This is a genomic window from Bacillus sp. SLBN-46, from assembly GCF_031453555.1.
Lineage (GTDB): Bacteria > Bacillota > Bacilli > Bacillales > Cytobacillaceae > Neobacillus.
The window spans coordinates 1,642,537-1,658,936 of sequence record NZ_JAVIZM010000001.1 but is presented as its reverse complement, the minus strand read 5'-3'; the positions used below and the strand labels follow the sequence as shown (position 1 = coordinate 1,658,936).

General features: G+C 39.9%; 18 protein-coding genes and 1 other annotated feature. Of the genes, 7 read left to right on the top strand and 11 right to left on the bottom strand.

The features are described 5' to 3' along the window. Positions 1–40: 40 nt before the first annotated feature. Positions 41–1,324 carry a BaiN/RdsA family NAD(P)/FAD-dependent oxidoreductase gene (locus tag QFZ87_RS08450; protein WP_309867721.1) on the top strand — a complete coding sequence of 428 codons (1,284 nt, stop codon included), beginning with the start codon at positions 41–43 and terminating at the stop codon, positions 1,322–1,324. 54 nt (positions 1,325–1,378) lie between these two features. Here QFZ87_RS08450 and QFZ87_RS08445 read toward each other — a convergent pair whose 3' ends face one another. Further along, positions 1,379–1,564: a sporulation protein Cse60 gene (locus QFZ87_RS08445; protein WP_309867718.1), complete on the bottom strand. Its 186-nt coding sequence runs from the start codon at positions 1,562–1,564 to the stop codon at positions 1,379–1,381. Positions 1,565–1,711: 147 nt separating this feature from the next. On the opposite strand from QFZ87_RS08445, the gene QFZ87_RS08440 reads away from it, so the two are divergent. From QFZ87_RS08440 to QFZ87_RS08430, 3 genes are read left to right on the top strand one after another with little or no spacing between them, the layout of a single operon-like run. Continuing rightward, on the top strand, positions 1,712–2,113 hold the full coding sequence (locus QFZ87_RS08440; RefSeq protein WP_309860036.1) for a hypothetical protein: 402 nt from the start codon (positions 1,712–1,714) through the stop codon (positions 2,111–2,113). Next, positions 2,113–2,988 carry an FAD:protein FMN transferase gene (locus tag QFZ87_RS08435; protein WP_309860034.1) on the top strand — a complete coding sequence of 292 codons (876 nt, stop codon included), beginning with the start codon at positions 2,113–2,115 and terminating at the stop codon, positions 2,986–2,988. Before QFZ87_RS08440 ends, QFZ87_RS08435 begins: the two co-directional genes overlap by 1 nt. A 4-nt stretch (positions 2,989–2,992) precedes the next feature. Beyond that, entirely contained in the window at positions 2,993–3,520 is a 528-nt protein-coding gene (locus QFZ87_RS08430; RefSeq protein WP_309860032.1) for a ferric reductase-like transmembrane domain-containing protein, read from the top strand. A gap of 41 nt (positions 3,521–3,561) precedes the next feature. Here QFZ87_RS08430 and QFZ87_RS08425 read toward each other — a convergent pair whose 3' ends face one another. The 8 genes from QFZ87_RS08425 to QFZ87_RS08390 all read right to left on the bottom strand — a co-directional run bounded on the left by QFZ87_RS08425 (position 3,562) and on the right by QFZ87_RS08390 (position 12,068). Further along, complete coding sequence (locus tag QFZ87_RS08425) at positions 3,562–3,870, bottom strand: rhodanese-like domain-containing protein (RefSeq protein ID WP_309860030.1); 309 nt, start codon at positions 3,868–3,870, stop codon at positions 3,562–3,564. 71 nt (positions 3,871–3,941) lie between these two features. Further along, positions 3,942–6,362: a leucine--tRNA ligase gene (gene leuS / locus QFZ87_RS08420; RefSeq protein WP_309860028.1), complete on the bottom strand. Its 2,421-nt coding sequence runs from the start codon at positions 6,360–6,362 to the stop codon at positions 3,942–3,944. Positions 6,363–6,405: 43 nt separating this feature from the next. Next, positions 6,406–6,626: a binding site (T-box leader), on the bottom strand. A gap of 167 nt (positions 6,627–6,793) precedes the next feature. Then, positions 6,794–7,987, bottom strand: a complete 1,194-nt coding sequence (locus QFZ87_RS08415; protein WP_309860026.1) for an MDR family MFS transporter — start codon at positions 7,985–7,987, stop codon at positions 6,794–6,796. A gap of 427 nt (positions 7,988–8,414) precedes the next feature. Continuing rightward, positions 8,415–9,863, bottom strand: a complete 1,449-nt coding sequence (locus tag QFZ87_RS08410) for an ammonia-forming cytochrome c nitrite reductase subunit c552 (RefSeq protein ID WP_309860025.1) — start codon at positions 9,861–9,863, stop codon at positions 8,415–8,417. Positions 9,864–9,865: 2 nt separating this feature from the next. Continuing rightward, positions 9,866–10,378, bottom strand: a complete 513-nt coding sequence (locus QFZ87_RS08405; protein WP_309860023.1) for a NapC/NirT family cytochrome c — start codon at positions 10,376–10,378, stop codon at positions 9,866–9,868. Between the two features lie 60 nt (positions 10,379–10,438). Then, positions 10,439–11,260: a hypothetical protein gene (locus QFZ87_RS08400; protein ID WP_309860022.1), complete on the bottom strand. Its 822-nt coding sequence runs from the start codon at positions 11,258–11,260 to the stop codon at positions 10,439–10,441. Positions 11,261–11,610: 350 nt separating this feature from the next. Then, positions 11,611–11,790 (bottom strand): glycogen biosynthesis protein GlgD, encoded by a 180-nt coding sequence (locus QFZ87_RS08395; RefSeq protein WP_308082833.1) that lies wholly within the window; start codon positions 11,788–11,790, stop codon positions 11,611–11,613. A 14-nt stretch (positions 11,791–11,804) separates the two neighbouring features. Continuing rightward, the gene (locus QFZ87_RS08390) at positions 11,805–12,068 is read right to left on the bottom strand and encodes a YtzC family protein (protein WP_308082832.1); all 264 of its coding nucleotides are present in this window, start codon (positions 12,066–12,068) and stop codon (positions 11,805–11,807) included. A gap of 211 nt (positions 12,069–12,279) precedes the next feature. Between QFZ87_RS08390 and mnmL the strand changes: the two genes are divergently transcribed. Both mnmL and mnmM read left to right on the top strand, forming a co-directional pair. Further along, complete coding sequence (gene mnmL, locus QFZ87_RS08385) at positions 12,280–13,239, top strand: tRNA modification radical SAM protein MnmL/YtqA (protein ID WP_309860020.1); 960 nt, start codon at positions 12,280–12,282, stop codon at positions 13,237–13,239. Positions 13,240–13,242: 3 nt separating this feature from the next. Further along, a complete protein-coding gene (mnmM, locus tag QFZ87_RS08380) occupies positions 13,243–13,815 on the top strand; it encodes a tRNA 5-(aminomethyl)-2-thiouridylate-methyltransferase MnmM (protein ID WP_309860018.1) in 573 nt (190 codons plus the stop codon). A gap of 26 nt (positions 13,816–13,841) precedes the next feature. Here the strand turns inward: mnmM and QFZ87_RS08375 are convergent, their stop codons facing one another. Together QFZ87_RS08375 and QFZ87_RS08370 are read right to left on the bottom strand one after the other, a co-directional pair. Then, a complete protein-coding gene (locus QFZ87_RS08375; RefSeq protein WP_396133906.1) occupies positions 13,842–14,906 on the bottom strand; it encodes a tetraprenyl-beta-curcumene synthase family protein in 1,065 nt (354 codons plus the stop codon). 36 nt (positions 14,907–14,942) lie between these two features. Next, positions 14,943–15,746 carry an alpha/beta hydrolase gene (locus tag QFZ87_RS08370; protein ID WP_309860013.1) on the bottom strand — a complete coding sequence of 268 codons (804 nt, stop codon included), beginning with the start codon at positions 15,744–15,746 and terminating at the stop codon, positions 14,943–14,945. A 140-nt stretch (positions 15,747–15,886) separates the two neighbouring features. On the opposite strand from QFZ87_RS08370, the gene QFZ87_RS08365 reads away from it, so the two are divergent. Beyond that, entirely contained in the window at positions 15,887–16,399 is a 513-nt protein-coding gene (locus QFZ87_RS08365) for a gamma carbonic anhydrase (RefSeq protein ID WP_308082826.1), read from the top strand. Position 16,400 lies beyond the last annotated feature (1 nt).

Genomic DNA, 16,400 nt, shown 5'->3' with positions numbered 1-16,400 from the left:
TGACATGAAATCTTTGAATGAATATAAAGTTGGTGTAATTATGGAATATGATGTGATTGTCATCGGCGGGGGGCCATCCGGTTTAATGGCTGCCATTGCCGCTGGTGAAAAAGGCGCGAAAGTACTTTTAATAGATAAAGGCGACAAGCTTGGGCGAAAGCTTGCTATTTCTGGGGGCGGACGCTGTAATGTGACGAATCGCCTGCCAGTTGAAGAAATCATTAAGCACTTGCCAGGAAATGGCAAGTTTTTATACAGTGCTTTTTCCATCTTCAGTAATGAAGATATCATTAGATTTTTTGAAAAGCTAGGAATCGAATTAAAAGAAGAAGATCATGGGCGTATGTTCCCTGTTTCCGACAAAGCACAATCGGTCGTGGACGCACTTTTACATCAATTGGAAAATCTTAATGTGAAAGTGTTCAAAAATAGTCCTGTAAAGGATCTCATGTATGAAAATGGTCAGGTATCCGCAGTCATGTTAAAGGATGGCCAACGTCTATCAGCCAAATCCATTGTGATTGCTGTCGGTGGAAAGTCTGTTCCCCATACAGGGTCCACAGGCGATGGGTATGCATGGGCGGAAAAAGCAGGTCATACCATTACCGAACTGTTTCCTACTGAGGTACCTGTCACGTCCAACGAACCTTTTATCAAAAATAAATCGCTGCAGGGTTTATCTTTACGGGACATTGACTTAAGCGTCTTAAATCCAAAAGGGAAACCGATCATCTCTCATCGAATGGACATGCTGTTCACTCACTTTGGCGTTAGCGGCCCCGCTGTATTACGTTGCAGTCAATTTGTTGTAAAAGCGATGAAGAAATGGAACTTGAAAGAGGTTACCATGAGTCTAGATGCTCTACCCGATAAAAAGGAAGAAGAGATTTTTCAAGAAATCATTAACCTAGTAAAAAACGAACCTAAAAAGAGTATTAAAAATACACTAAAAGGTTTGCTCCCTGAACGGTATTTACTATTTCTCTTTGAACAAAATAGCATCGACCCATCTGAGCAGGGTGGTACTATTTCGAATGAAAAAATCAGAAGTTTTTCTAAAAGCTGTAAGCAATTTCTCATTAAGGTAAATGGCACTCTTCCACTTGAAAAAGCCTTTGTAACCGGTGGTGGGGTCTCAGTTAAGGAAATTGAACCGCAAACCATGGGGTCAAAGCTAATGAACGGCTTATATTTTTGCGGGGAAATTCTTGATATTCACGGGTATACAGGTGGCTATAATATAACCTCTGCGCTCGTAACCGGAAGACTTGCTGGGACTAACGCCGCACTTTTTGCCAAATCGAATTATCAGTCTATCTGGTAAAAGAAAAAGAATCCTTTAGTGAAACCTACTTTCTTTCACTAAAGGGTTCTTTTATTATGATCGATAGATAATCATCGCTGAAAAACAATAGATTTGTTCTTCCTCTTCATCTTCTGTCATCGCAGCAACGTTATATTTAATATCAAGCAGACTCTGCTCATCAATTCCTCTTAAGAAGCGATTCATTTCTTTTTCTAAATCTTTCTCATGCTCCCGGTCAAATAACTTTACCTGAATCACTGTACTCTCCCTCTCCTTTTTTACTATCATTATTACCATTTTTCTGAATTTTAAAAATTAAAGTTCGTGAAAATTTAAGTTTATATTAAGGTTTAACTTGTAAACTCCTAAATGTAAGACATTTGAAAGAGGAAAGGAGCACTACAATTGGATAAAAAACAAAAAATCTCATGGGGTGTTAGCTTTGGTAGTTTAGCTTTAGTGGCAGGAATGGTGTCCTATCTGGGATTATCAAATGGAGATCAAGCAAACAATTCACTAGCATTAAATCAGGGGCAACCTTCTAACAATAATTCCAATCAGCAGTCACAAGATAATTTTAATTTTCAAGCCCCTGAGGAATCAAATCAAGGGTTTAATCATTCTTTTCACGGGGATCGTTCCTCTCAATTTAATCAACATGACCAAAGTTCAGATAATAGTGATCAATTTTCGGGTAATAATGATCAATCCTTTGACAATAGTAATCAGCAAGATCAATTCTCAAATGGTGGGAGTGCTGAGATGGGGCGTCATGGCGGATTTGATACAACAACAGGTGGTACCTGATGTACAACTATCAGTTTAATTCGATGAGCACCCTAGTCCGAATCTCTATTAATCAAGAGCTATTTGCAAATGATATGATGCCGGTCTATAAACTGTTTGAATTAATAGAGTCGACGTGCAGCCGGTTTCGTGAAGATAGTGAACTTTGTCGGCTAAATCAGCAGGTAGGAACAGAAGTCACGATTTCTAGTGAAATGTTGTCCATTCTTACCGATGCCTTTCGTTTCTATGAGGAAACAAAAGGCATCTTTAATCCTTGTGTATTAACGTCACTAGAGGACAATGGTTATGCTAGATCGATTGAATATATTAAGGGGCAGGTAGTCGTACCAATCCCCTCAGCTGTTGTAACTACACCTCGATCACCCTTTACTCTAAACAAAGAACAGCAGATGGTCACACTTCATGCCAAAATTGACTTAGGTGGAATTGCCAAAGGCTGGGTCATCGATCGTGCCGCTGAACACTTGGGAAAAATGGGCTATGGTTTTATTAATGTAGGTGGAGACATTCGAATCTTTGGAGAATTACCTCGTTCATTAAACATAGGAATTGAAAGTCCTTTTGATGAAAAACAAATGATTTCCTCTATTCAGGTGACCAGCGGTGCAGTTGCAACCTCCACTTCTATGAAGAGAAAGTGGATCGTGAATGGCGAGTGGAAGCATCACCTAATTGATACACGAACCGGTCAGCCATCTGAGAGTGAGATTTTATCTGCGACTATTTCTGCTCCAACCGCTGTAGAAGCTGATGTATGGGCAAAAACCGTCCTCCTTTTAGGAGAAGAGCAAGGTAAAGCGTGGATTAAAGATAAAGGCACGCAAGCAGTTTTAATAAATAGGAAAAAAGAAATTTGGAAAGGAGGAAACTAGTCATATGGAAATGTTTGAGTGGTATATGATTCGTGCAACAGGAATGGTGTCCTATTTATTACTATACCTCTCTGTAATGATCGGCCTGTATTCTCAGGTTCAAAAAAAGCGAAAACAAAAAGTAACCATTTCCTTGTTTTTGCATGAGGCTCTTTCGAACTGGGCACTTATTCTTGTTTTGGGGCATATAGGATTTTTACTCATTGACTCGTATATTTCTTTTCAGTGGGTTGAGGTGCTAGTACCTTTTAAAACGGACTATAAGCCCCTGCCAATGGCTATGGGTATCGTTTCATTGTATTTTTTAATAATGACAGTGGTTACCTCCAAGGCACGGAAAAAGATTGGCTATCAAAAGTGGCGCAAACTTCACGCCTTGAATCCTATTCTTTATCTATTAGTCACCCTTCATGGACTGTTCATAGGTACAGACTTTCAAGGTGTAATCATTTTAGTCATCAATATCCTTCCGTTCCTCTTATTAAGTGGAATGCTGACATGGAATAAACCTAGCCTTGATGCAGTTAAGTGAAATCAAAAAACCGATTCTTAAAGGAAGAATCGGTTTTTTGATTATTTCTTTGTTTCACCTGTCCAATTAAGCATGCCGCCAATCATATTACGGACTTTGTAGCCTTGTTCTTGTAGGTAGTAGCATACATTTTCACTTCTTCTGCTGGAGCGGCAAATCATAATATATTCTTTATCCTTATCAAAGTAATCAAGGTTTGCAGGAATATCGCCCATACGAATATGCTTAGCGCCATGGATCATCCCTTCTGCTACTTCCTCATCTTCCCTTACATCCACAAGCTCAAGCTTTTCTCCCGCTTCAAGCTTTTTCTGTAATTCTTCAGGTGTAATAATTTTAATTTCTTCCATGAAATCCATCCCCTTTTTAAGAGTAAAGAGGCTTACCCCCTGTGGCTTTTAAGGCAGCCTCTTTATTTAATTTAGTTTGCTACAATGTTTACAAGTTTACCCGGAACGGTAATCACCTTGCGAATGGTTTTTCCTTCGATTTGTTCTTTCACTCGATCATCTTCCATTGCAATTCCTTCCAACGCTTCCTTACTTGCATCAGTTGGTACCATAAGCTTTGTTTTTACCTTACCATTTACCTGGATGACAATTTCCACTTCGTTATCTACTAACTTCGCTTCATCATAGGCTGGCCATGCTTCATAAGAAATAGTTCCGCCGCTATGACCAAGCTTTTCCCAAAGCTCTTCCGCGATATGTGGAGCAACCGGTGATAACATTTTAACAAAGCCTTCCATATAATCTTTTGGAAGCACAGTTGCTTTGTAGGCTTCATTGATGAATACCATCATTTGAGAAATAGCCGTATTGAAACGTAAGCCCTCGTAATCCTCAGTTACCTTTTTCACTGTCTGATGATACACTTTTTCCAAATTAGATGCTTCTTCATTTGGCTGGATTTTTGGATTTAACACTCCATTTTCTTCTACCATCAAACGCCAAATCCGGTCAAGGAAACGACGTGATCCGTCTAAACCATTCGTTGACCACGCAATCGATGCATCAAGTGGTCCCATAAACATTTCATATAAGCGAAGTGTATCAGCACCATGGCTGCTTACAATATCATCCGGATTCACAACATTTCCTTTTGATTTACTCATTTTTTCATTGTTTTCGCCTAAAATCATTCCTTGGTTAAATAGCTTTTGGAATGGTTCTTTTGTTGGTACGACTCCGATATCATACAAGAACTTATGCCAGAAGCGCGCATAAAGCAAGTGAAGTACAGCATGTTCGGCACCACCAATATAGATATCAACAGGAAGCCAGTGGTTTAACTTCTCTTGGGAAGCTAGTGCCTGATCATTTTTCGGATCAATATAACGTAAGTAATACCAGCAGCTGCCTGCCCATTGTGGCATGGTATTTGTTTCGCGGCGGCCTTTTTTACCTGTTTCAGGATCAACCACATTTACCCAATCCTCAATATTGGCTAATGGAGATTCTCCAGTACCAGATGGTTTGATATCTGTTGTTTTTGGTAATGTCAATGGAAGCTGTTCTTCCGGAACAGCAGACATTGTACCATCTTCCCAGTGGATAATTGGAATCGGCTCACCCCAATAACGCTGACGGCTGAATAACCAATCGCGTAAACGGAAGGTTACCTTCTTTGTACCAATTCCCTTTTCTTCTAACCAAGCAATCATTTGAGAAATGGCTTCTTCTTTGTTTAAACCATTTAAGAACTCAGAATTGATGTGTTCACCGTCACCCGTATAGGCTTCTTTCTCCACATCGCCGCCTGCAACTACTGGCTTAATTGTTAAATTGAATTCCTTCGCGAATTCAAAATCACGCTCGTCATGTGCAGGGACTGCCATGATCGCACCTGTTCCATAGCTTACTAATACATAATCAGCAATCCAGATAGGCATTTTTTCACCATTCGCTGGGTTGATGGCATAGGCACCAGTGAAGACACCCGTTTTTTCCTTCGCAAGGTCTGTACGCTCAAGGTCACTTTTCGTTTTCACCTTATCTAAGTATGCATCCACTGCTGCACGCTGTTCTGCTGTTGTAATTTTATCAACAAAGGAATGCTCTGGAGCCAGAACCGCGTAGGTTGCACCGAATAAAGTATCTGGACGAGTGGTGAATACAGTAAACGTTTCGTCGTGTCCGTCAATTTGGAAGTTTACTTCAGCGCCTTCTGAACGTCCGATCCAGTTGCGTTGCATTTCTTTTAAGCTTTCAGGCCAATCAAGTTCTTCAAGATCTTCTAATAAGCGGTCACCGTAAGCGGTGATTTTTAACATCCACTGCTTCATTGGGCGGCGCTCTACTGGATGACCACCACGTTCACTCTTACCATCGATGACTTCTTCGTTAGCCAAGACGGTTCCAAGTGCAGGACACCAGTTTACGGCTACTTCATCAATATAGGCTAAGCCTTTTTCGTAAAGCTTTAAGAAAATCCATTGTGTCCATTTATAGTATTCAGGGTCAGTCGTATTCACTTCACGATCCCAATCATAGGAGAATCCTAATGCTTTGATTTGTCTGCGGAAGGTATCGATATTTTTTGTCGTAAACTCGGCTGGATCGTTCCCCGTATCCAATGCATATTGTTCTGCCGGAAGACCGAATGCATCCCAGCCCATTGGGTGAAGGACATTATAGCCTTGCATACGCTTTAAGCGTGAAAGAATATCGGTTGCTGTGTAACCTTCAGGGTGTCCAACGTGTAGGCCAGCACCTGATGGATATGGAAACATATCTAACGCATAGAATTTGCGTTTATCATACTCTTCACTTGTTTTAAATGTTTTTTCAGTTTCCCATTTCTTTTGCCATTTCTTTTCGATTTGTTGATGATCGAAACTCATGTCTGTTTCCTCCTAGATAAAAATAAAAAAATCCCCTCATCCCAAAAGGGACGAGAGGATTGTATGTATCTTCCCGCGGTACCACCCACATTAGTGCTTATGCACTCACTTCATTCATCCTTAACGCGGAATACGGCAAACATTACTGTTCCTTCATGTTTGCAACTCAAAGGCGAGTTCATGATGTACCCGGTTGACTTTCACCAGCCGTCAACTCTCTTCGTACGGGTATGGACCACTACTACTCCTAGTCACTGTCTTTTCAATATAAAGTATTACGGTTATTGTATTAAATTTATCATAAGTATGCAAGTAAACATAGCCTAATTTCAGAATTGACCAAACTCCAAAGCTTTAAACCTCTATAAAAACACAAAAGACAAAGGAAAATTGGTCCTTTGTCTCACTGTCCACTTGGAATGGACAAACCCCTACATTTGTCCACGAATGGTGCCTGACACCATTTTTGTTTTTAAAGTGCGGTCATAGATTAAAGTGGTTACGATTGCGATGATGAATAGTCCTATAAGGACGATAAATAGGGCTGAGATATTGTACACATCTACGATTATTCCTCCAAGCAGAGGACCGATCATCCTTCCACCGGTGGCAGTGCTGTTGACGATTCCTTGGTAGAAGCCTTCGCGTCCTTTAGGTGCAAGGTTAAAGGCAACTGTCGGTACAGCAGGCCAAATAAACATTTCTCCGATTGTTAAGATAATCATCGCAACTAAAAGTCCAGAAAAGGCATTTGCCTTTCCAGCAACAATAAACGAAACGATAAAAATACCAATCCCGATAAGCATTTGAAGCTTCAGTGAGGATGATAGTCGCTTCAATACTCCATTTAAGAGCGGCTGCCCTAAAACAATAATGGCACCATTTATTGTCCATAACAAGCTATATTGGCTTAACGAAATGTTGATTTCCTGTGTATAAGAAGAAATCGTTGTTGACCACTGAACGTATGCAACCCAGCAAAGTAAGTACCCTATGCATAGGATTAACAATGCTTGCAAATTATTTGTGTTTTTTACAACTGGTCTATCTGTGTCACTTGTTATTGGCTTAGCAGATGCTGTTGAGATTCCTTTATATCCAAACACAGCAATGAGAAGAAAAATGATATACATGATAGTATTAGCAAGGAAGATGAGCTGGAAAGAATAATCTGCCACAATCCCTCCAAGGGCTGCTCCAACTGCTACACCCAGGTTTTGCGCCACATATATGGCGTTAAAGGCTTTGCGGCCACCTTCTACCCATACTGTTCCCGCCATCGCATACATCGCTGGAAAGACAACTCCAGAACCAAAGCCAATGATGGTTAAAAACACAATGTATGCTGGCCAGCCATGCCAAAACGTCAGGCCTATCAGCGCAGCGAGCGTAATACCAATTCCCAAAATGATAGATTTATAGCCGCCTATTTTGTCAAATAGACTGCCGCCATAAAGGTTTCCGATGACACTGGCTGCCGAGTTCAGCATCAAGACAACACCAGCAACGGATAATGATTTACCTAAATGATCGTGAATATAGATTGTATTTAAAGGCCATAAAAAAGAAGAGCCTGTTACATTCACTGCCATCCCGATGATTAAGAGCCATAAGGCACGTGGCATGAAAACGCTCCTTTACAATTAGCTATAATTTCAATTCCCAAATAAATATATTATTCCTTTTTCGGAGGAAGTGCAATTATTTTTCATTGCCAGCTTCGGGTAAATGTTCGCTGGATTTCTATTAAAGCCACTGAACTTAGAGGATTTCCGCCAAGTTATAGGTTTATTCCGCAACCTTTGCGATTTATTCCGCCAACTTTGCAGTTTATTCCGCCAACTTCGAATGGAATTCCGCCAACTTTGCAGTTTATTCCGCCGACCTATATATTAGAATTCTAAAATTGACACGCCTCAATTATTTTGTCAAAATAAACGCAAGAAAACACTGTTTCTCACGAAGAAACAGTGTTTTCTACAACGTTACCTAAGGCTCTTTCCATTCTTATTCCTTCTTGGCGGGACGAATAAGATGATTAATGGAAGGAGTCTATTTTTTTACAGGCGGTACAACAGGTGCTTGGGCAGGGAAATAACTATTTACTGCCTTATCTTTTTTCTTCTCATTTACCTTTTCATCCAGGACTGCATTTTTCACTTTTTCAATTTCCTTATCCAGTTCATCCATGTTAACGCCTTTTTTCACAAGTTCTTCAGTAGCTAAGCGGATGGCTTTATTAGACTGCTCAATAGAGATTCGTAATGAATCCATGGACCCTTGTGGATTATGGAAGCCTGCAGAGTTTTCAGCTGCAATAATATCCCAGTACCACTGTCCCTTCCGTACAAATTCCTGTGCTTGTTTAATTTTCTCTTGGCTTACACCAGAAGTAATCATTTTGTTTACATAATAATGAGAGGTCGTTGAAACGTCCTGTGCTTCGTGTAATGCACTGACGTTTGCCTCTTGAATTTCAAGGACACGATCCTTTAATTTGTCTAAATCACGGTCGCCGTGGCACTGGCCGCAAGAGGTTTGCATCGTTTTAAGTGGAGAAGTCCACCAGTGTGATGTAATCTTTCTTTTTCCATCGACGCGTTCATACGGCATGTGGCAATCTGCACAGGAAACATTAGCTTTACCATGTGTACCGGATGAGTGCGTTTCATATTCAGGATGTTGTGCTTTTAACATAGGAGTACCAGAAATATTACTTACCCAATCCTTCTCAAAACCGTTTTCTTTTGCAATCGTATTATAGTATTCATACATTTCTTCCGGTTTAAAGCCTTTTGTCCAAGGGAAGGTTACTTCACTATTCTTTGATGCAAAGTAGTACTCCACATGACATTGTCCACAAACATAACTGCGCATATCATTTTTCGTTGGTTTGGATACATCTACTCCCTTAGCTTCTAAAGCTTTATAAAAGCTAGGACGTGTCACTCGCAAATCCATCGTTTTTGGGTCATGGCAATCAGAGCAGCCAATTGGAGAGTGGCCCATCGCTTCACCCTTTGGCCAAATATCCTTGTTAAAGTTGGCCCCCCAGTAGCTGTCGCCCATTTCCTCAATCATTTTTGGAACGGCCGTTGATTTACATGTATAACAAGAACCAACAGATTTGTCAGTAATTCGTTTAATACTGCGAATATCTTCTAATGCATACGTGTGCCCACGCTCTTCATTATACTCGGTTGCAAATCCATAACCATTGAACAGAATCGGCAGCAACGGCTCTTTATCTTCATCATATTTACTGCGTTTAACAGAACCGCCGTATGTTGTATCTTCCATCTTTTCATTTTTCTTATAACTGTTGTACTGAAGCGGAAATAAGTCTTTGAATGCTTCATTACTAATTTCATCGGCTGAGAGGCCTGTTGTCTTTTTACCTGTAGCGGATGCTGTTTTATCACCAGACTCATTGCCACAGCCAGTGATCAATAGTACAAATGCTAGCAGGAAAACATATGCCCCATATCGGAACTTTCCCATTCTTAAAATCCTCCCTTATTTTCTAATAATTCTCCTGATTTAGGTGGCTTATTATAGTGATCATCTTTAAAGCCTTTCCCGTGTGGTACTGTTTTGTGACAGGAGACACAACTGTCCTTCGCATCATGAGACACATTGGTAATCGTACTCTTGTGGCAGGAAACACAGTTTTCATTGATTACCTTCATTGTTCGGTCTGTGGCTTCAATTACATTTGGGATATCATCAGTTCCTAATGAGTTGTAATACACATGAGTCATCCCAGCACGACCTTTAAAAAATAACTTTCCTACCTCACTCTTGTGTGGTAAATGGCAATCATTACACTGCAGTTCTGCATGAGTGGAATCCATGAACGATGTGTAAACATTCTTCATCGTATGACAGTTTTGGCAGAAACCAGGTGAATCCAGATACGCCATGGTCTTTACTGTTGTGAGTGATAGAAGGACACCGATTAGAAGTACGGCTACAAATAAAAATTTTTTGTTGATTTTTAATAGCTTCTTGAACATCTCTTCACCTCCCATAGAATGCTTTTTTCTCTTTTTTATTTATTAAAGTACTTAAGTACCTTAATTCCCGGTAGATTGTTTTCTATTTCTTTTCTTTAAAAGAATGGTCAGGATCCCTGCTGAAAGGACACTTATTCCACCAAATGCGCCAATGGCAAGGTGTGTGGCATTATTCGTCTCTTTCTTTTCAGCTATGTTTACTGCATTATTCAGTTCTGTTGTAGGTTTCGTTTCTATGCGGTCATACTTCATTTTGAATTCTTTCTCGTCCCCTGCTCTCACATCTTGGAAAAGATAAGAGTATACCTTATCTCCTGCAGCATGATTCTGATCCTCTTCTGGAGCTGGCGTAAGCTTCATATTCTTTGCTTTTTCGGGCTGGGTAAAGGAAATGTTAAGAAGTCCAATATCAGCAAAACTTTTAAAGTCATACGCTAATGACTTCTTTTCTTTTTTAACCATTAAGCTATCCGTAAAAAATTCAATGACGAATTTATATCGTTCATTTGGACCTATTTCTTCACTTGTAGTCCAGGAAATGGTTCCTTTTTCACGATCTAGTACATATTCAATCTCATACGCCTTGCTTAAATTACTTGAGTAATCTGCCACGTAGCCAATTAGAAAATTCTTCTCCTTAGTTGGCAGCGGAATTTCGATTTGACCTTTTTGGGGCACTTTTGAGTTGTTTACCATAGTCCCTTGATAGCCGATTAAAAGTGGAGCATGGTCCTTTTTTTGATCATTTGGGTGATACGCATACTCTGGCATGATATGTATCGACAGTTCTTCCATGCTTAAAACACCTTGATTTTCTGCATAGCCATTCATTGGAAACATTAAGACGAAGAACATAATTAGGAAAAATAGATACTTTTTCATTGTTTCTCCTTTCAGGATCGGTTGGTAAAAAATATGGATAATTTGTGAACATGTTCACATGGTATGTTTGAAAAATTGTTAGGTGACCGTCCTCAAACTCTTTGGTCTCCTAACAGAAAGTGGAGGTTTTGGAATGGAAACTTATAATCCATATCTTATTTAAACCATGTTAAACACACCCAATCTGTGACCTACATCACACATCAAAACCCAGTTGTTTCTAATGTGTGAACGGGATTTTTCTTCTATTTTCAAGGTGTTTTCGTTGAAAAATTTAGATAGAAGGGGTTTAAGGGGCTTTTTTAACGAAAAGAAGAGGCAGACTTTTTTGTCGGCCTCTTCTTATTTTTTTAGGAGGATTGATTTTTTTCTTGGTGGAATTTAGATTTCACTGGCTGGCCGCCAGTTTTTTCGTACTTCTTTTTGGATTGTTTAACCACATCGAAATCCTGACCAAGCTCTACGTCTTGATTATTTACTCCATTTCGAGTTTTTTGCTCAGGGTTTTGTTGTTTTGAACGTTTTTTCAAGATTTCTCCTCCTCTTAATGACTTTCAAGGATCATTGAGTTTTGAATCTGCTGTAGCTGCAATCTCATTCGATGGAGTTGTTCACGCTGTTGTGAATTCGCACTATGTGCCATTTTTGCAATGTCCTGATAGGTTTCTTCTAGCTGTTGTAATGCTTTTGTGTAATCATCGTCATTATAATGCTCTTGAAGGCTGCTTTGCTTATATTGATCCTCAGCATATCGAAGCGCATCCTCACACTGCTGCATTAGATTATCCATTGATTCACGAGTAGCCATGTAAAAGAACCCCCTTTATTTTGAAGCAAGCACACTGCTTCATTTCTTATTTTGTTCTTGTTTCTTTTTCCTATAACACAACCAGTTTGATAAATGCTGGCAATTTTGCATGAAAGAATTTCAATTGGATATGCTCTTGAGTTCATGATAAAATTTTTCTATCTTATTCAATTTATTGAGTGGAAATTCTTTAACAAGGAGGTTTACTGAAATGATTCAGACTAAACCTTTTCCCTATGCTGTTGATGATAAGCGATACCATACATGGAATTACCACCTGCGAAACCAATTCGGGCACAAGGTATTTAAAGTGGCACTAGACGGCGGCTTTGACTGCCCAAACCGTGATGGTACCGTTGCTCATGGCGGTTGTACTTTTTGTAGTGCTTCTGGATCTGGTGATTTCGCTGGAAACCGTGCGGATGACCTTGAGAAACAGTTCATTGATATCAAAGAGAAAATGCACACTAAATGGAAAGACGGCAAGTATATGGCCTATTTTCAGGCTTACACTAACACCCACGCACCCGTTGCCGTTCTCCGTGAAAAATTTGAACGAGTTCTACAGCAGGAGGGTGTCGTTGGCTTGTCAATCGCCACTCGTCCAGATTGTCTACCGGATGATGTCGTGGAATATTTAGCGGAATTAAATCAAAGAACCTATTTGTGGGTGGAGCTTGGTTTACAAACAGTCCATGAACGAACAGCCGCTCTTATTAATCGAGCCCATGATTTCCAATGTTATATCGATGGCGTTAATAAATTAAGGAAGCACGGGATTCGTATTTGCTCTCATATTATTAATGGACTGCCGCTTGAATCGTATGACATGATGATGGAAACGGCACGTGAAGTTGCAAAACTTGATGTACAAGGGATTAAGATCCATTTGCTTCACCTTTTAAAAGGCACACCAATGGTTAAGCAGTACGAAAAAGGAATGCTCGAGTTTCTTTCCAAGGAAGATTATATAAAATTAGTATGTGACCAATTGGAGATTTTACCGCCGGAAATGATTGTCCACCGTATCACAGGTGACGGTCCGATTGATTTAATGGTGGGTCCAATGTGGAGCGTGAATAAGTGGGAAGTGTTAAATAGCATTGATGCGGAGTTAAAAAAGAGAGACAGCTGGCAAGGAAAGTATTATCACCGGCAGGCGGAGGAATAAAATATGAAGATGGATCGTATTTTACCTTTTGCCAGAAACTTACTTGAAAAAGCTGTAAAACCTGGAGATATCGTGATAGACGCCACATTAGGTAATGGCCATGATACCGTTTTTTTAGCAGGTCTAGTTGGAGATAGTGGAAAAGTGTACGGGTTTGATGTACAGGAAGAGGCGATTGCTGCGAGTAAAGATCGTATACAACAGCATGGTCTTTCCGAACGAGTAGAGCTTTTTCACGAAGGTCATGAGAATCTTTCCCGACTCATCCCAACCAACCATCATGGTAAGGTTACTGGAGCTATTTTTAACCTAGGTTATTTACCAGGAAGCGATAAATCCATTGTAACCCGTCCTATAACAACCATTTCAGCGATTGAGCAATTATTAGAAATGATGACTTCAGAAGGCATCATTGTACTTGTTATTTACCATGGCCATGTGGAAGGAGCAATAGAACGGGATTCCTTGCTCCATTACTGCCAGCAATTAGATCAAAAAATGGCGCATGTCCTCCAATACCAATTTATCAATCAGCAAAATAACCCGCCATTTATTGTGGCTATTGAAAAACGCTAGAGAGGCTGACTGCAAAAGTCGCCTCTTTATTTTGTCATCAATCTCATCACAAAAGAAGGTACAGATTTTTGAATCGACCTATAGGCAAGTCCATTAAAATAAAAGAAATAACTTATCCATCCCCCAGATTTTATGATTCCTTTCGCCAGCTTACGGACATTCTTTTGTTTTCGAACCTTGGCATCTGATAAATAAATCCCTAGTAAGCCGCGATTGATTAGCTGGTGAAACTTTTTATGAGGGAGAAACTCTGTGTGCCTATCTGCTTCCACAACAAAATGGTTTAAACGATTAAAGAGAGTTTCCTGGTTTTCATAGTAAGCACAAAAATTCAAGTCCCCCCCGGCAATATCCTCTTCTTGGTCAATAAAATAATCCAACAAGATATGTAAACCTTGAATATAAGGGAAATACCCCTTGCGAATGTTCTCAGCATCACTGGTCTTAAAATCGTCGCGCACGGCATAGGAGACTAAACAAAAGATCCCCAATGTAGAGCCTGAACATGCCGAGAATTCATACCATTCCATTTCAGGCAGCTGTTGTTGGTAGTGATGAAACCATTTTTCCAGACGAGGGACACGTTCATCGTGAACCACATGTTTATTTATTTGCAGGTCGCAATAATACTGGCATAGTTCAAGTAAATAATCCTTGATCTTGTCGTAATGTTTTAATTCCCGTAATACTGATCGGCAGGTTTCCGATAAATCATGCAAATAATTATCGTCGTTTTGGTCCTCACGGAACCGGTAATAGTTTTTCTCTTCAGCGTGTAAAACCAGCGCATCTGACATGGACTCATGAAGGGTAGCAAAATCGATAGGATCAAGAGATGTACTTCGGTCACAAAGATTATCTAAATAATCACTAATCGTTTGGTAGGCCACAATGAATTTTATTGCTTTTCTATATTCTCCTTTGGCAGTTAGCGCAAGGATGGCTCCTCCTTCACAGTGGAAGGTTTTATGCTCTATACTCGCCAGGGCCTGTGCCCTTAGTTCAGGATTCGGGATTTTCTCAGCTCGGCTTTTCCAATAGGCCAATTCTTGATGGACTGCTGGAAGTACTTTGCGATAAACCCTGGACATGAGGGTGATTGGCATCATGGAAAATCAACTACCTTTCTATACAATATAACCAATAGCTTTTAATTGACTATTTACAAAATCCTTAGCATATTCAAATACTTCTTCACGCTCGGGCTCATTAAAGATTTCATGATAGCATTTTGGCCATTCTTTAAATCTTTTTTCTGATAATGGGGCGTGATTAAACCATTCCTTAACGGTTGCTTTATTGACAATCAAGTCATCCCCACCCTGCATCACCAGCATGGGAATATCCTGAGTTTGATCCATATTTACAAAGGCCTGCTTCATGGCAGCAGCTAACTCTCTGTACCATCTGACAGAGACTTTTGTAACGTATAGGGTATCATTGGAATCCGCTTCTCGCACATCTTCATTTCTAGTCGCCATTTGAACCGTTAAGCCTGAATTCATCCGTAAAGATGGAAATACCACATTCAAACCATAAGATAGAATGTCTAAAACTTTAGATGGGGATTTAACCAAGCCCAAACATGGTGATGACAAAATGACACCAGCAATGTTTAACTTTTCTTCCTGTAATAAACGGAGCGAAATTAATCCCCCCATGCTATGTCCTAATAAAAATACAGGTAAATCATATCGGTAAGCCGCCTGAATCCAATCCTTTACCTCATAAATGTATTCGTCGAAGGAATCGATATGGCCACGGTTCGCCCTCGTTGTCATACCCTGACCTGGAAGATCGGCCATAATTACATGAAAGCCCGATGAACGCCACATTTCAATCAGCCAGCCATAACGCCCGTGATGTTCCATTGCACCATGAACCATCACAATGACTGCTTTTGCCTCCCCTTCCGCTTCCCACTTCCACATATTTTTTCCCCCTAGAAAAATGTAATTGCTATTTGTTGAAAAGTTTATTTTACTATATTCATTGAAAAAAGATGAATTTTTTGAATTTCTGTTCGAGCATTCGCTACAATAGAGATATCATTGTAAAAGGAGCGAACAGAATGATTTACCCATATAAAGATAAGTATCCATTAATCGCTGAGTCAGCGTTTATTGCCGATTATGTAACGATAACTGGTGATGTTGAAATTGGTGAGCAGTCCAGTGTTTGGTTTAACTCAGTGATTAGAGGGGATGTTGCCCCCACCCGAATTGGTAATAAGGTAAATATCCAAGATAACTCTATCTTACACCAAAGCCCTAATAACCCGCTAATTTTAGAAGATGAGGTAACCATCGGTCATCAGGTCATCCTTCACAGCTGTATCATTAGAAAACGAGCATTAATTGGTATGGGCTCCATTATCCTCGATCAAGCTGAAATTGGTGAAGGGGCCTTTATAGGTGCAGGCAGCCTTGTTCCTCAAGGTAAAAAAATTCCACCTAATACCTTAGCATTTGGCAGACCAGCAAAAGTTATTAGAGAATTAACCGAAGAAGATATAAAAGATATGACAAGAATCTATACAGAATATGCAGAAAAGGCCCAATATTATAAGTCACTTCAATCATAAA

Bases quoted from the DNA above. Each gene is read 5' to 3' on its own strand.
- QFZ87_RS08450 (WP_309867721.1), top strand. From the start codon at position 41: ATGGAATATGATGTGATTGTCATCGGCGGGGGGCCATCCGGTTTAATG.
- QFZ87_RS08435 (WP_309860034.1), top strand. From the start codon at position 2,113: ATGTACAACTATCAGTTTAATTCGATGAGCACCCTAGTCCGAATCTCT.
- QFZ87_RS08430 (WP_309860032.1), top strand. From the start codon at position 2,993: ATGGAAATGTTTGAGTGGTATATGATTCGTGCAACAGGAATGGTGTCC.
- QFZ87_RS08425 (WP_309860030.1), bottom strand. From the start codon at position 3,870: ATGGAAGAAATTAAAATTATTACACCTGAAGAATTACAGAAAAAGCTT.
- leuS (WP_309860028.1), bottom strand. From the start codon at position 6,362: ATGAGTTTCGATCATCAACAAATCGAAAAGAAATGGCAAAAGAAATGG.
- QFZ87_RS08415 (WP_309860026.1), bottom strand. From the start codon at position 7,987: ATGCCACGTGCCTTATGGCTCTTAATCATCGGGATGGCAGTGAATGTA.
- QFZ87_RS08410 (WP_309860025.1), bottom strand. From the start codon at position 9,863: ATGGGAAAGTTCCGATATGGGGCATATGTTTTCCTGCTAGCATTTGTA.
- QFZ87_RS08405 (WP_309860023.1), bottom strand. From the start codon at position 10,378: ATGTTCAAGAAGCTATTAAAAATCAACAAAAAATTTTTATTTGTAGCC.
- QFZ87_RS08400 (WP_309860022.1), bottom strand. From the start codon at position 11,260: ATGAAAAAGTATCTATTTTTCCTAATTATGTTCTTCGTCTTAATGTTT.
- QFZ87_RS08390 (WP_308082832.1), bottom strand. From the start codon at position 12,068: ATGGCTACTCGTGAATCAATGGATAATCTAATGCAGCAGTGTGAGGAT.
- mnmL (WP_309860020.1), top strand. From the start codon at position 12,280: ATGATTCAGACTAAACCTTTTCCCTATGCTGTTGATGATAAGCGATAC.
- mnmM (WP_309860018.1), top strand. From the start codon at position 13,243: ATGAAGATGGATCGTATTTTACCTTTTGCCAGAAACTTACTTGAAAAA.
- QFZ87_RS08375 (WP_396133906.1), bottom strand. From the start codon at position 14,906: ATGTCCAGGGTTTATCGCAAAGTACTTCCAGCAGTCCATCAAGAATTG.
- QFZ87_RS08370 (WP_309860013.1), bottom strand. From the start codon at position 15,746: ATGTGGAAGTGGGAAGCGGAAGGGGAGGCAAAAGCAGTCATTGTGATG.
- QFZ87_RS08365 (WP_308082826.1), top strand. From the start codon at position 15,887: ATGATTTACCCATATAAAGATAAGTATCCATTAATCGCTGAGTCAGCG.